Raw genomic sequence first — 13914 nt, forward strand, 5'->3', positions numbered from 1 at the left:
GGGTTCAGAAAAGGCTTTCAGTTTCGGCCATGTTTTTGCTGCACATGCTGGCGCCAGGCGCTTTTTCCGTCCTCTTGCAGACCGTCGTGCAGCGCACCCAGAAGGCGGGCCGTGACAGGCGCGACGGGCTTGGCAGGCGTATCCAGCGAGGCAGACGAGGCCCCGGGCGCGGGAAGCTGCGCCAGCTGGGCGAAATAGTCCTCCACCAGCGCCGCAACGGATTGGCCCTCGCGCTCGGCATAAGCCTCGACCTGGCGGAGAAGCTCGGTATCCAACCAGAGGGTGAGTTGGGTTTGCATGGATGTGGTTTGTTCAAAAACCTGCCTTGTTCAGGCGGGCGTATGCGTCGCAGCCATCTTGATCGCCGTTGTCACAGGCTTGGCCGTACCACTCTTTGGCTGTGGCAGTGTTTTGTCTGACGCCTTTGCCTTGGGCGTACGACACCCCCAGGTTGTATTGCGCATTTGCCAACCCCTGCTGCGCGGCTTTGCGAAACCACTCCACGGCCTGGGCATAGTCTTGGCGCACGCCTTGGCCTTGGGCATAACTCACCCCCAGGTTGAATTGCGCTTCCGCATGCCCCTGTTGCGCGGCTTTGCGAAACCACTCCACGGCCTGGGCATAGTCCTGGCGCACTCCTCGGCCTTGGTCGTACATCATCCCCAGGTTCAATTGCGCTTCCGCAAGCCCCTGCTGCGCGGCTTTGCGGTACCACTCCACGGCCTGGGCATCGTCCTGGCGCACGCCTTGGCCTTGGGCATAACTCACCCCCAGGTTGAATTGCGCATCCGCATCCCCTTGCTGCGCGGCTTTTCGAAACCACTCCACAACCTGGACATCGTCCTGGCGCACTCTTTCGCCCCTGGTGTACATCATCCCCAAGATGAATTGCGCATCTCCATGCCCTTGCTGGGCGGCTTTGCGGTACCACTGCACAGCCTGGGCATCGTCCTGGCGCACGCCCAAGCCTTGTTCATAGAGCTGCCCCAAGAAGTACTGCGCATGAACATCGCCTTTCTGCGCCCTGGCCTGAATGGCGGCGATTTCTTCAGCTTCATCAGCCCGCGCCCAGGGCGAAAAGGCCAGACTGGCTGCCAGCAGCGCGGCGATGCAGGCGATGCGGTTCAGGTTCACGGCAGGCTCCTTTCTTTCGCTTGGGCAGTTTCGATTTTCATGAAGGCACTGCTTGCAAGAGCGGCTTGCAGCCGTCATGCCTGCGGAGTGCCCGCCCTCGCGGGCATGACGGGAAATGTTCCATGCACTCATCAAGGCGCACAAAGCCGGGCGCAAACGCCCATCACCCCAACGCCGCAATCACTTCCGGCGGGGCTTGCACCAGTTCGATCAGCACGCCTTCGCCGGCGATGGGGAATTCGTCGTTGGCTTTGGGGTGCAGGAAGGCGATGTCGTAGCCGGCTGCGCCTTTGCGGATGCCGCCGGGGGCCATGCGCACGCCCTGGGCGGCCAGCCACTCGAGGGCTTTGGGCAGGTCGTCCACCCACAGGCCGATGTGGTTGAGCGGGGTGGCGTGTACGGCGGGTTTGCCTTCGGGGTTGATGGGTTGCATCAGATCGACTTCGACTTTGCAGGGGCCTTGGCCCATGCTGAGGATGTCTTCATCGACGTTTTCCCGCTCGCTGCGGAAGTTGCCGGTGACTTCCAGCCCGAGGGCATCGACCCACAGGCGTTTGAGGATGTCTTTGCTCAGGCCGCCGATGGCGATTTGCTGGATGCCGAGGACTTTGAAGGGGCGCGCTTGGATGCTCATGGTGTGTCTCTCCTTGAAAAATGTCAGCTGCCGCAGCCACAGCCGCCGCTGCTTTGGTTTTGGCCCTGGCCGCTGCCGCAACCGCCGCCTGCGCTGTGCGCATGGGGGTGGGCGTGTGAGTGGCCGTGTTCGGGTTGCACCTGGGTGTGGCGGCCGTTGATGCCGAGTTTGGCGAGCAGGCGGGCGTCGTCGCTGGCCTCGGGGTTGCCGGTGACGAGCAATTTGTCGCCGTAGAAGATGGAGTTGGCCCCGGCCAGAAAGCACAGGGCTTGCACGGCTTCGCCCAGTTGCTGGCGGCCTGCGGAGAGGCGCACGCGCGCTTTGGGCATGGTGATGCGGGCCACGGCGATGATGCGCACGAAGTCCAGCGGATCGACGGGGTCGGAATCGGCCAGCGGCGTGCCGGGCACGGGCACCAGGCTGTTGATGGGCACGGATTCGGGATACGGGTCGAGGTTGGCGAGCTGCGCGATCAGCCCGGCGCGGTGCACGGGCGCTTCGCCCATGCCGATGATGCCGCCGCAGCAGACGCTGATGCCTGCATCGCGCACGGCTTGCAGGGTGTCGAGGCGGTCCTGGTAGTTGCGGGTATCGACCACGGTTTGGTAGTACTCGGGCGCGGTGTCGAGGTTGTGGTTGTAGTAGTCCAGCCCGGCGGCGCGCAGGGCTTTGGCCTGGTGGGGCTGGAGCATGCCCATGGTGGCGCAGGTTTCCATGCCCAGGCCCTTGACGGCGGCAATGAGTTCGACGACTTTTTCGATGTCGCGGTCTTTGGGCGCGCGCCAGGCTGCGCCCATGCAAAAGCGGGTGGCGCCTGCGTCCTTGGCGGCCTGGGCGGCGGCGGTGACTTCATCCACGCTCAGGAGTTTTTGCGCTTTCACGCCGGTGTCGTACTCGGCCGATTGCGGGCAGTAGCCGCAGTTCTCGGGGCAACCGCCGGTTTTGACGGAGAGCAGCGTGGCCAGCTCCACATCGCCCTGGGGCCAGTGCTGGCGGTGCACGGTCTGGGCCTGGTAGAGCAAGTCCATGAAAGGCAAATCCAGCAGTTGCTGGATGGCCTCCACACTCCAGCGTTGGGGCTTGCTCGGGGCCGGGCGCGGTTGGGCGGGTTTGTGAAAGACCAGCGGCTGGCTGCTGCCCAGGCTGGCCGAGGCATCGGCGGCGGTGGCGTCTTCTGTGTACATGGATGAGGCTCTCCAACGGGGTGTCTGGTTTATTTTACAAATCAAAAAGAAACAAAATGCCCTTGTTTCGGCATGATGTGTATAGAGTGATTTTTATTTTGATTCATAAAACACAAGCAGCCGCAGGCGGTTGGCCTGCGGCTGGCGCTATGGGCGGGGCGGCTTATTCAAATTCAAGAATGACTTGATCGACGGCCAGCGATTCGCCCTTGGCGGCGGCGATTTTGCTGACCACGCCGTCCTGCGCGGCAAACAGCACGTTTTCCATCTTCATGGCTTCGATCACGGCCAAGCGCTCGCCGGCCTGCACCTTTTGCCCCGGCTCGACCTCGACCTTGACCAGCAGGCCCGGCATGGGCGAGAGCAGGTATTTGGAGAGATCGGGCGGCGCCTTGAACGGCATGATGCGAAACAGCTCGGCACGGCGCGCCGAGAGCACCAAAGTCTCGATCTGGCGGCCGTTGTGATTGATGCGCAGCGCCAGCGGGTTTTTGCCCACGCCGCGCTCGATCTGCGCCGTGAAGGGCTGGCCGTTGACGGTGCCTTGCACCGCGATTTGGTGCCCCATGGGGGTTTGCGCTTGCAGCGTGTAGCGCTTGCCATTGACGACGACCACGGCTTTGTCGCCATCTTCGTGCGCGTATTGCTCGATCAGCGCATCGGTGTAGATGTGCTGGCCCTGGCGCGCATCGAGTTCGATGACGACAAATTCCTTGCCCACGCGCACTTCCTGCCCGGCGAATTGGCCGGAGATGCGGCTGGCGCGGTCGCGAAAGCGCACGGTCGTCCACGCCGCCAGCGCTTGCAGGAATTCAGGCTCGTCATGGTGCACATCCTCGGCGTGAAAGCCCTCGGGGTAGTGCTGGGCGATAAAGCCGGTGTTGAAGTTGCCCGAGACGAAATCGGGGTGCGAGAGCAGCGCCGCCTGGAAGGGGATGTTGCTGTTGATGCCGCGGATGACGAAGCCGTTGAGCGCCTCGCGCATGCGGGCGATGGCGTCCGCGCGGTCTTTGCCGTGCACGATGAGCTTGGCGATCATGGAGTCGTAGTACATCGGGATTTCGCCGCCTTCGTACACGCCCGTATCCACGCGCACGCCCAAGTCGGTGCTGGCCTGGCCCTGAAACAGGTTTTGCTCCGGCGGCACAAAGCGCACCAGACGGCCCGTGCTGGGCAGAAAGCCGCGGAAGGGGTCTTCGGCGTTGATGCGGCACTCGATGGCCCAGCCCTCCAGCTTCACATCGGCTTGGGTGAAGGCGAGTTTTTCACCGGCGGCGATGCGGATCATTTGCTCCACCAAGTCCAGCCCGGTGATGCACTCGGTCACCGGGTGCTCCACCTGCAGGCGGGTGTTCATCTCCAGGAAGTAGAAGTCCTGGTTCTTGCCCACCACGAATTCCACCGTGCCCGCGCTTTGGTACTTCACCGCCTTGGCCAGCGCCACGGCCTGCTCGCCCATGGCCTTGCGGGTTTCGGCGCTGATGAAGGGCGAGGGCGCTTCCTCGATCACCTTCTGGTGGCGGCGCTGGATGGAGCATTCGCGCTCGTGCAGATAGACCACGTTGCCGTGCGCATCGCCCAGCACCTGGATTTCGATGTGGCGCGGCTGCTCGACGAATTTCTCGATGAACACGCGGTCGTCGCCAAAGGAATTGCGCGCCTCGTTGCGGCAGGACTCGAAGCCCTCCAGCGCCTCCTTGTCGTTGAAGGCCACGCGCAAGCCCTTGCCGCCGCCGCCCGCGCTGGCCTTGATCATCACGGGGTAGCCAATGCCCTTGGCGATTTCCACGGCCTGCTCGGCAGTGTCGATCGGATCGTTGTAGCCGGGGATGGTGTTGACCTTGGCCTCGTTGGCCAGCTTCTTGGAGGCGATCTTGTCACCCATGGCGGCAATGGCCTCGTATTTGGGGCCGATGAAGGCGATGCCGTTTTCCTCCACCTTGCGCGCGAACTCCTCGTTCTCGCTCAAGAAGCCATAGCCGGGGTGGATGGCCTCAGCCCCCGTGGCCTTGGCCACCTCGATGATCTTGTCGCCCAGCAGGTAGGACTCGCGCGAAGGCGGCGGCCCCAGGCGCACGGCCTCGTCGGCCATTTGCACAAAGCGCGCCTCCTTGTCGGCGTCGGAATACACGGCCACGGTGGCAATGCCCATTTTCTGGGCCGTGGCAATGACGCGGCAGGCGATTTCGCCGCGGTTGGCGATGAGGATTTTTTTGAACATGGCAAAGACCCTTTCAGCTAATCACCTGCGTGGGAGCGGCGAAATCGCCTGCCTGCGCTGCGCGCAGCAGGCCATTTGGCGAAACGGTGTTTTCGCCGCAGTTGGCGATGAGGATTTTTTTGAACATGGTGAATTTCCTTGAATATCTCTTGCGATTCAGTCTGAAGCCTGCGCCAACAGCGCCTTGCGCTGTGCTGTGAACGCACTCCAGTGTTGTGCTGGGCCGCCATTCATGAATGCATGCGCGGCCATGAAGATATCGAACACACAAGGGTCATGGAGCTGACCGGCAGGCGTGCGCAAAGCGCGGTAGGCAAGCAGTGGATCCATGCGGCGCACCGCGTCGGGCGTATCGATACCGATGCTGCACAGATCCGCAGCCGTTGAGGCACCGACATTGGGGATGTCGGTCAACCTCACGGCAGTTTCGGCACAGAGCGCTTTGGGCATGGGCAAAAGCGACCGCAATTACAGCGGAATGTTGTCGTGCTTGCGCCAGGGGTTTTCCAACTGCTTGTCCTTGAGCATGGTCAGGCTGCGGCAAATGCGCTTGCGGGTTTCGTGCGGCTGGATGACGTCGTCGATGAAGCCGCGCGCGCCTGCAACAAAGGGGTTGGCAAAGCGGGCTTTGTATTCGGCTTCGCGGGCGGCGAGTTTTTCCGGGTCGTTCTTGTCCTGGCGGAAGATGATTTCCACCGCGCCCTTGGCGCCCATGACGGCGATTTCGGCGTTGGGCCAGGCCAGGTTGACGTCGCCGCGCAGGTGCTTGGAGGCCATCACGTCGTAGGCGCCGCCATAGGCTTTGCGGGTGATGACGGTGATCTTGGGCACGGTGGCCTCGGCGTAGGCAAAAAGCAGCTTGGCGCCGTGCTTGATGATGCCGCCGTATTCCTGTGCGGTGCCGGGCATGAAGCCGGGCACGTCCACAAAGGTGACGATGGGGATGTTGAAGGCGTCGCAAAAGCGCACGAAGCGCCCGGCCTTAATGCTGCTCTTGATGTCCAGGCAGCCGGCCAGCACCAGCGGCTGGTTGGCGACGATGCCCACGGTCTGGCCGTTCATGCGCGCCAGGCCAATGACGATGTTCTTGGCGTAGTCCGGTTGCAGCTCGAAGAAGTCGTCGTTGTCCACGACTTTGAGGATGAGCTCCTTGATGTCGTAGGGCAGGTTGGGGTTGGCGGGCACCAGGGTGTCGAGGCTGTAGTCCATGCGGTCGGCCGGGTCGCTGGTGGGGCGCACGGGCGGTTTTTCGCGGTTGGACAGCGGCAGGTAGTTGTAGAGCCGGCGCACCATCATCAGGGCTTCGACGTCGTTCTCGAAGGCCATGTCGGCCACGCCGCTCTTGCTGCTGTGGGTGAGCGCGCCGCCAAGCTCTTCGGCGGTGACTTCTTCGTGGGTGACGGTTTTGACCACATCTGGGCCGGTGACGAACATGTAGCTCGAATCCTTGACCATGAAGATGAAGTCGGTCATGGCCGGCGAATACACCGCGCCGCCTGCGCAGGGGCCCATGATGACGCTGATTTGCGGCACGACGCCCGAGGCCAGCACGTTTTGCTGGAACACATCGGCATAGCCGCCCAGCGAGGCCACGCCTTCCTGGATGCGCGCGCCGCCCGAGTCGTTCAGGCCGATGACGGGGGCGCCGACCTTCATGGCCTGCTGCATGATCTTGACGATTTTCTCGGCATGGGCTTCGGAGAGCGCGCCGCCGAAGACGGTGAAGTCCTGGCTGAAGACGAACACCAGGCGGCCGTTGATCATGCCGTAGCCGGTGACGACGCCGTCGCCGGGGATTTTGGTGTCCTGCATGCCGAAGTCGGCACAGCGGTGCTCGACGAACATGTCCCATTCTTCAAACGTGCCTTCATCGAGCAGCAGCTCGATGCGCTCGCGCGCGGTGAGTTTGCCTTTGGCGTGCTGCGCGTCGATGCGCTTTTGCCCGCCGCCCAGACGGGCCTGGGCGCGTTTTTCTCGGAGTTTTTCAACGATGTCTTGCATGGTCTTCCTTCGGATCAATCAAATGGGTGGGCGCGGCGTGCGCGGGCGATGGGGCGCTTTCCGCAATATTTTACAAATCAAAAGGAAAAGAAAATAATATGTTTCGGCATATTGGGTATAAATTCGTTTTTCCTTGATTTGTAATTTGGGTGTTTGGGCGTTGTGGCGGCTTCACGTGCTGCCGGGCGCGGAAAGCGCCGCCGCCGCGCCATAGGCATCGAGCAGTTGGCGCGCGGCGGTGGAGGCGGCCAACTGGCCGCCCAGCACTTGCTGCTGCAATTGCGGCAGGCGCTGGCGCACGGCTTCGTGCTGGCGGAAGGCGAGTTTGAGGCCGGCGTCGATGCGCTCCCACATCCAGGCCATGTTCTGGCGCTGGCGGCGCAGGGGCAGCTCGCCATTGTCGGTCTGCAACTGGCGGTATTGGCGCACTTCGGCCCAAAAATTTTCCACGCCCTGGCCCAGCAAGGCGCTGATTTGGATGACGCTGGGCGACCAGTGCCGCCCATCGTGCTGCTCGGCCGTGCCGTGCATGCCCAAAAGGCGCAGCGAGGAGGTGATTTGCGCCTGCGCGCGCGTGGCGGCTTTGGGGTCGATATCGGCTTTGTTGATGACCACCAGGTCGGCCATTTCCATCACGCCTTTTTTGATGGCTTGCAAATCGTCGCCCGCGTTGGGCAGTTGCAGCAGCACGAACATGTCGGTCATGCCCCAGGCGGCGGTTTCGCTTTGGCCCACGCCGACGGTTTCCACAATCACCACGTCGTAGCCCGCAGCCTCGCACACCAGCATGGCCTCGCGGGTTTTTTCCGCCACGCCGCCCAGGTTGCCGCCGCTGGGGCTGGGGCGGATGTAGGCGCGCTCGTTGACGGAGAGCTTTTCCATGCGCGTTTTGTCGCCCAGGATGGAGCCGCCCGAGACACTGGAGGAGGGGTCGATGCTGAGCACCGCCACGCGGTGGCCTTGTTCGATCAGGTAAATGCCCAGGGCCTCGATGAAGGTGGATTTACCCACGCCAGGCACGCCGCTGATGCCCAGGCGCAAGGCTTTGCCGGTATGCGGCAGCAGTTGCGTGAGCAGCTCATCGCCCTGCGCGCGGTGGTCGGCGCGGGTGGATTCCAGCAGCGTGATGGCTTTGGCCATGGCGCGGCGTTGCTGCGCGGCGTTGCCGTGCAGGATGTGGTCCAACAAAGGGAGGGTCATGCGGTGCTGCCTCACAAAATCTCGAATGCCCGGCCATCGGGCAGGCGGTAGCGCGAGAAGTCGCGCACATCCAGGGGCATGATACGGTTGACACCCGTCTGCGCCGCCAAGTCAACCAGCGAAGCGTCAGCGAAATCCATATCGGTTCGGGGCAGCTCGGTATAGCGTTGCATGGCTAGCAGCAACTGCGGCAGTTGGGCTGCATCCATGGGGAAAACGGCCACCCCGCCTTCAGCTACCCAACGCAGCATGCGCCAGCGCCTATCGGGGCGCAAAAAATGGCAAGCCTCTACCACGCAAGGCCAGGTGCTGCAAAGACGCCAGTCGCTGCCGGCATCTGCCAGCAAACCGGTGTAATGGCGGTGCGCGTAGGACTCGGGGGCGTACAAGGCCACCAGTGCCCCCGTATCGATCAACACCACATTCATGGCGCTGCCTGCTCTTGCCCATCGGCTTGCCAAGGCTTGCCTTCACGGCGGGCTTGCTGGAAGGCCTCCCAATCGTGTTGGGCAGCGTCGTGCCGGGCTTGCAATAGCGCGCGCAAACGGTCTGCATCACTGGTCGGCGCGCCTGCATCCACCGCAGATGCCGCTGAAAAAGCCTGTGCAATTCTTTGCATTTGCGGGTCTTGCGCAGACTCTGCTTCGATCTTCAGCAAGAGCTGGTAAGGGTTTTTGCGCCCCAGCGCGCGCTCCACCGCGTCGATGATGAATTGCGACTTGGTGATGCCTTTGCGTTGCGCGGCCAGCTCCAGCTCTTTTTCCAGCAGCGGCTCCATGTGAACGGATACGGCCATGGTGTACCTCCCCAATGGATTGAAATGCCGTGTCAACCGACAAAGCGCTCTGGCCTTCAGGCCACGGCCTTCCTGATCTGCTCCAGCACATCCTTGGCGCTGGCCGGGATGGGGGTGCCCGGGCCGTAGATGCCCTTGACGCCCGCCTCGTAGAGGAAGTCGTAGTCCTGCGCCGGAATCACGCCGCCGACGAAGACGATGATGTCGTCTGCGCCTTGCTTTTTCAGCTCGGCAATGATGGCGGGCACCAGGGTTTTGTGGCCTGCGGCCAGGGTGGAGATGCCCACGGCATGCACGTCGTTCTCAATGGCTTGGCGAGCGCATTCCTCGGGCGTCTGGAACAGCGGGCCCATGTCCACGTCGTAGCCCAGGTCGGCATAGGCGGTCGCCACCACTTTGGCGCCGCGGTCGTGCCCGTCCTGGCCGAGCTTGGCAATCATCACGCGCGGGCGGCGGCCTTGTTCTTCGGCAAATTGGTTGATTTCCTGCTTGAGTTTGTCCCAGCCCTCGGCCGAGTCGTAAGCGGCAGCGTACACACCTGTGACCTTTTGCGTATCGGCGCGGTGGCGCCCAAAGACTTTTTCCAGCGCATCAGAAACTTCGCCCACCGTGGCGCGCAGGCGGATGGCTTTGATGGACAAATCCAGCAAGTTGCCTTGGCCGCTCTCGGCCGCGGCAGTCAGCGCATCCAACGCGGCCTGCACGGCGGCGCTGTCGCGGGTTTCGCGGATTTTTTTCAGCCGCGCGATCTGGCCATTGCGCACTTTCATGTTGTCGATTTCCAGGATTTCGACCGGGTCTTCCTTGGCCAGCTTGTATTTATTGACGCCAACGATTACGTCCTTGCCGCTGTCGATGCGCGCTTGTTTTTCAGCGGCGGCGGCTTCGATCTTGAGCTTGGCCCAGCCGGAATCGACCGCTTGCGTCATGCCGCCCATTTGCTCGACTTCTTCAATGATGGCCCAGGCGGCATCGGCCATGTCTTGGGTGAGCTTTTCCATCAGGTAGCTGCCCGCCCAGGGATCGACCACGCTGGTGATGTGCGTCTCTTCCTGGATGATGAGCTGGGTGTTGCGCGCAATGCGGGCGGAGAATTCCGTGGGCAGGGCGATGGCTTCGTCCAGCGCGTTGGTGTGCAGGCTTTGTGTGCCGCCGAAGACGGCCGCCATGGCTTCGATGGTGGTGCGCACCACGTTGTTGTAGGGGTCTTGCTCGGTCAGCGACCAGCCCGAGGTCTGGCTGTGCGTGCGCAGCATCAGGCTCTTGGGGTTCTTGGGGTTGAACTCCTTCATGATGCGGCACCACAGCAGGCGCGCGGCGCGCATCTTGGCAATTTCCAGGTAGAAGTTCATGCCCACCGCCCAGAAGAAGGATAGGCGGCCGGCAAAGGCGTCCACGTCCATGCCCTTGGCCAGCGCGGTCTTCACGTATTCCTTGCCGTCGGCCAGCGTGAAGGCCAGCTCCAGCGACTGGTTGGCGCCCGCCTCTTGGATGTGATAGCCGGAGATGGAGATCGAGTTGAACTTGGGCATGTTCTGCGCCGTGTACTCGATGATGTCGCCGATGATGCGCATCGATGGCTTGGGCGGGTAGATGTAGGTGTTGCGCACCATGAATTCTTTGAGGATGTCGTTCTGGATCGTGCCCGCCAGCTTGTCCTGCGAAACGCCTTGCTCCTCGGCCGCCACCACGTAGCCAGCCAGAATCGGCAACACCGCACCGTTCATGGTCATGGAGACGGACACCTTGTCCAGCGGAATGCCGTCGAACAGGATTTTCATGTCCTCAACCGAATCGATGGCCACACCGGCCTTGCCCACGTCGCCCGTCACGCGCGGGTGGTCGGAATCGTAGCCGCGGTGCGTGGCCAAGTCGAACGCCACGGAAACGCCTTGACCGCCTGCGGCCAGCGCCTTTTTGTAGAAGGCGTTGGATTCTTCCGCAGTGGAAAAGCCCGCGTACTGGCGGATCGTCCAGGGGCGGCCAGCGTACATGGTGGCCTGCGGCCCGCGGATGAACGGCTCCAGCCCCGGCAGTGTGTTCGTGTAGGGCAAGTCCTTGGTGTCCTCAGCCGTGTACAGGGGCTTGACGACGATGCCATCGGGTGTGTGCCAGTTCAGGTTCTGCCAATCACCTTCAGGAGATGTTTTGTTGGCCGCCTTTTCCCAGTCGGCCATGCTGTATTGCTTGAATTCGGGTGTGGTCATAAGCGATCCCAAAGGTTGGTTTATTTCTGTTGCGAACAAGGTGCGGCTGTTTTGACGTAGATGTTTCTGCCGCATCAGGGATGCGAAAAGCGGCACAAGCTTGCAAGAGCTTGATCCTCATACGCCAGCGACTATGGCGCGCTAGTGTATGCCATTCGTAATTATGAATGCATAATTTAAGGCCTACGTCTGCAAATCCCGCTCATAGGCCATTGATGAGCTGCATCAGGCCCCATTCATGCCCGCCGCTTTCCCTCCGCCCCAGCTTGCTCGCCGCGCCTTGTACGAGGATGTGGCTGATTGGCTGCGCCAGCGCATCGCCAATCGGGCGCTTAAGCCTGGCGATTGGATTGACGAAGTGGCTATTGCGACTGAGTTGGGCATCAGCCGCACGCCCTTGCGCGAAGCGCTCAAGGTGCTGGCCGCAGAAGGCTTGATTACGATGAAAATGCGCCGCGGCGCTTATGTGGCTGAGACCAACGAGGAGGACTTGCAGGAAGTCTACGAAATGCTCAGCCTGCTTGAGGCCGACGCAGCCGCTTTTGTGGCCGCGCATGCCAGCCCAGCGCAATACGAGGCGCTTGAGCGCATTCACGAGCGGCTTGAACGCAATGCGCACAATCCGGATGCTTTTTTCAAAGCCAATGAGGAGTTTCATGTGCGCTTGCTGGAAATGGCCGCCAACCGCTGGCGTCAGCAAATGGTGGCCGACTTGCGCAAAGTCATGAAGTTGCGCCGCCATAGCTCCCTGCTGCGACAGGGGCGCATTGCGCAATCGCTGCAAGAGCACCGCGCCATCATGCGAGCGCTGCAGGAAAAAGATCCCGATGCCGCCAGAAGGCATATGGCGCAGCACATCATGAATGGCTTGGATGCTGCGCGTCCTTTGCGGGATGCATGAAGGTCTTTGAATTTTGGCTCCGGTTTTTGCGCTACAATGCGCAGCTTGATCCCCGATAGCTCAGTCGGTAGAGCGACGGACTGTTAATCCGCAGGTCCCTGGTTCGAGCCCAGGTCGGGGAGCCAATTCTTATGTTAAAAAGCAGGCCGTTCGGTCTGCTTTTTTTATGCGCGTTCAGAGCAAGAAAGCGTTTGAGATCGCGGCGGCGGGCGAAGCTTTGCTTTTGCAGGGCTTCTGATTGATAAGGATAGATTGAAGGGTTGATTTGAAATCGAGGTATTCTTATTTAGCGTGGGGATGAGGTAATTTGCTCTTTAAAGCGGGAGAGACGAATGGCGAACGAGAAAAAAAATATCGGTGAGAGAATGGATGGCAATGCAAAAAATGCGGGGTCGATGGGGTCTTCAGGTGCAAAGCGTGCGAAAAAAAATACCGATGAAGGGCAAAAAATAGGAAATCCAGCGCCTAAGCGAACCGCAGCAAAAAAAAGCGTTTCGGCCAAGGCATCTGTAGCGAAAATACCGAAAAAAAACGCAACACCCAAGTTGGCCGATGAGGCGGCGAAGCCAAAGGCGAAGAAGCAGATTACTGCGAAAAAAGTTGGTAAGGTGAGGAATAGAACATCAGCTAATATCGATGCTGAGAAAATCAAAACAGTTGCTGAAAGTTCTGTGCGTACGACATTGGCGCCGCAGGTAGTGTGGCCGTTTCCGGTGGGCAAGAAACCCTGAATATGTCTCCAATAAAAAAGCCACTTTCGGGTGGCTTTTTTATTAGAGTGATGCAGAGATTTTGAAGTTTTTATTTAATTTTTATGCGAATTATTGCAAGTCCGCACGCTGTGGATCCTATTTCTGTTCTTGAAGCTGCTTTGCTGTGTGCGCAGGAGCCTATGCGTGTGTCGCAGTTGCAAGCTCTTTTCGGCGAAGATGCGCCCGTGACGGAGACGCACATTCAGGCGTGGTTGGAGCAGTTGCAACACGATTGGCAGCGGCGTGGTCTGGAATTGGTGCAGGTTGCCAGCGGTTGGCGTTTTCAAAGTCGTTCTGCCGTATTGCCCTATTTGGGGCGGCTGGAGCCAGAGCGCACGCCGCGTTATTCTCGTGCCGCTATGGAAACATTGGCTGTCATTGCCTACCGGCAGCCCGTTACGCGCGGAGACATTGAAGAGATAAGAGGCGTAGCGGTCAATAGCCACATCATCAAGCAGTTGGAAGAGCGGGGCTGGATTGAGGTGATTGGTCACCGCGAGTCGGTGGGACGCCCGGCGTTGCTGGCGACGACGGCACAGTTTCTTGATGATTTGGGTTTGGCGTCTTTACGTGATTTGCCTGAAGTCGATGCCATGAATGAGGACACGTTGCGCCAATTGGGCATAGATTCCCCCGTGTCCAATACCGTAGAGGCAGCACTGCCTGCGCAAGAGGAGATCCAGCCGGATGCTCGCGTGGAAGCGCGGTCGCTTGCAGGGGCTGCTGGCGAGGATGAGGTAGGGCAGGGCCGTGCGAATGCGCTTGCATGCTGTACGACAATGACAGCCACAACAGAGCATTCCCATAGTTTGGAAAACGTATGAAACATCCCCAATCACCCCGCCCCGGTCGTGGCGGTCGTTTTGGCGCGGCTTCGCGCAGTG

Annotated in this window: 14 protein-coding genes and 1 tRNA gene; 4 read left to right on the plus strand and 11 right to left on the minus strand. The window is 60.9% G+C overall.

Going from position 1 to position 13914, the window contains the following annotated elements:
- Positions 1-17: 17 nt before the first annotated feature.
- The 11 genes from EBQ26_RS06180 to scpA form a co-directional block, all read right to left on the minus strand.
- Entirely contained in the window at positions 18-299 is a 282-nt protein-coding gene (locus EBQ26_RS06180; protein WP_122238140.1) for a DUF6364 family protein, read from the minus strand.
- Positions 300-312: 13 nt separating this feature from the next.
- Positions 313-1134, minus strand: a complete 822-nt coding sequence (locus tag EBQ26_RS13150; protein WP_275265346.1) for a tetratricopeptide repeat protein — start codon at positions 1132-1134, stop codon at positions 313-315.
- 163 nt (positions 1135-1297) lie between these two features.
- On the minus strand, positions 1298-1768 hold the full coding sequence (locus EBQ26_RS06190; RefSeq protein WP_238944184.1) for a VOC family protein: 471 nt from the start codon (positions 1766-1768) through the stop codon (positions 1298-1300).
- Between the two features lie 23 nt (positions 1769-1791).
- Positions 1792-2952 (minus strand): biotin synthase BioB, encoded by a 1161-nt coding sequence (gene bioB, locus EBQ26_RS06195; protein ID WP_122238142.1) that lies wholly within the window; start codon positions 2950-2952, stop codon positions 1792-1794.
- Between the two features lie 163 nt (positions 2953-3115).
- The gene (accC, locus tag EBQ26_RS06200; protein ID WP_122238143.1) at positions 3116-5173 is read right to left on the minus strand and encodes an acetyl-CoA carboxylase biotin carboxylase subunit; all 2058 of its coding nucleotides are present in this window, start codon (positions 5171-5173) and stop codon (positions 3116-3118) included.
- A 156-nt stretch (positions 5174-5329) separates the two neighbouring features.
- A complete protein-coding gene (locus EBQ26_RS06205; RefSeq protein ID WP_122238144.1) occupies positions 5330-5623 on the minus strand; it encodes a helix-hairpin-helix domain-containing protein in 294 nt (97 codons plus the stop codon).
- A gap of 18 nt (positions 5624-5641) precedes the next feature.
- On the minus strand, positions 5642-7174 hold the full coding sequence (locus EBQ26_RS06210; RefSeq protein ID WP_122238145.1) for an acyl-CoA carboxylase subunit beta: 1533 nt from the start codon (positions 7172-7174) through the stop codon (positions 5642-5644).
- A gap of 171 nt (positions 7175-7345) precedes the next feature.
- Positions 7346-8374 (minus strand): methylmalonyl Co-A mutase-associated GTPase MeaB, encoded by a 1029-nt coding sequence (meaB, locus tag EBQ26_RS06215; RefSeq protein WP_122238146.1) that lies wholly within the window; start codon positions 8372-8374, stop codon positions 7346-7348.
- A gap of 11 nt (positions 8375-8385) precedes the next feature.
- Positions 8386-8802 carry a PIN domain-containing protein gene (locus EBQ26_RS06220; RefSeq protein WP_122238147.1) on the minus strand — a complete coding sequence of 139 codons (417 nt, stop codon included), beginning with the start codon at positions 8800-8802 and terminating at the stop codon, positions 8386-8388.
- Complete coding sequence (locus tag EBQ26_RS06225; protein WP_122238148.1) at positions 8799-9170, minus strand: hypothetical protein; 372 nt, start codon at positions 9168-9170, stop codon at positions 8799-8801. The genes EBQ26_RS06220 and EBQ26_RS06225 overlap by 4 nt, the downstream gene beginning before the upstream one ends.
- A gap of 56 nt (positions 9171-9226) precedes the next feature.
- A complete protein-coding gene (scpA, locus tag EBQ26_RS06230) occupies positions 9227-11377 on the minus strand; it encodes a methylmalonyl-CoA mutase (RefSeq protein ID WP_122238149.1) in 2151 nt (716 codons plus the stop codon).
- A gap of 238 nt (positions 11378-11615) precedes the next feature.
- Between scpA and EBQ26_RS06235 the strand changes: the two genes are divergently transcribed.
- The 4 genes from EBQ26_RS06235 (at position 11616) to scpB (ending at position 13854) form a co-directional block, all read left to right on the plus strand.
- Positions 11616-12278 carry a GntR family transcriptional regulator gene (locus tag EBQ26_RS06235; RefSeq protein ID WP_122238150.1) on the plus strand — a complete coding sequence of 221 codons (663 nt, stop codon included), beginning with the start codon at positions 11616-11618 and terminating at the stop codon, positions 12276-12278.
- A 49-nt stretch (positions 12279-12327) separates the two neighbouring features.
- Positions 12328-12403: transfer RNA gene (locus tag EBQ26_RS06240), tRNA-Asn, on the plus strand.
- 207 nt (positions 12404-12610) lie between these two features.
- Positions 12611-13009 carry a hypothetical protein gene (locus EBQ26_RS12655; protein WP_147474015.1) on the plus strand — a complete coding sequence of 133 codons (399 nt, stop codon included), beginning with the start codon at positions 12611-12613 and terminating at the stop codon, positions 13007-13009.
- A 110-nt stretch (positions 13010-13119) separates the two neighbouring features.
- The gene (scpB, locus tag EBQ26_RS06245; RefSeq protein WP_390614174.1) at positions 13120-13854 is read left to right on the plus strand and encodes an SMC-Scp complex subunit ScpB; all 735 of its coding nucleotides are present in this window, start codon (positions 13120-13122) and stop codon (positions 13852-13854) included.
- The last annotated feature ends 60 nt before the right edge of the window (positions 13855-13914 follow it).

This window comes from Allofranklinella schreckenbergeri (genome assembly GCF_003703475.1).
GTDB classification, from domain to species: Bacteria; Pseudomonadota; Gammaproteobacteria; order Burkholderiales; family Burkholderiaceae_C; genus Lampropedia; species Lampropedia schreckenbergeri.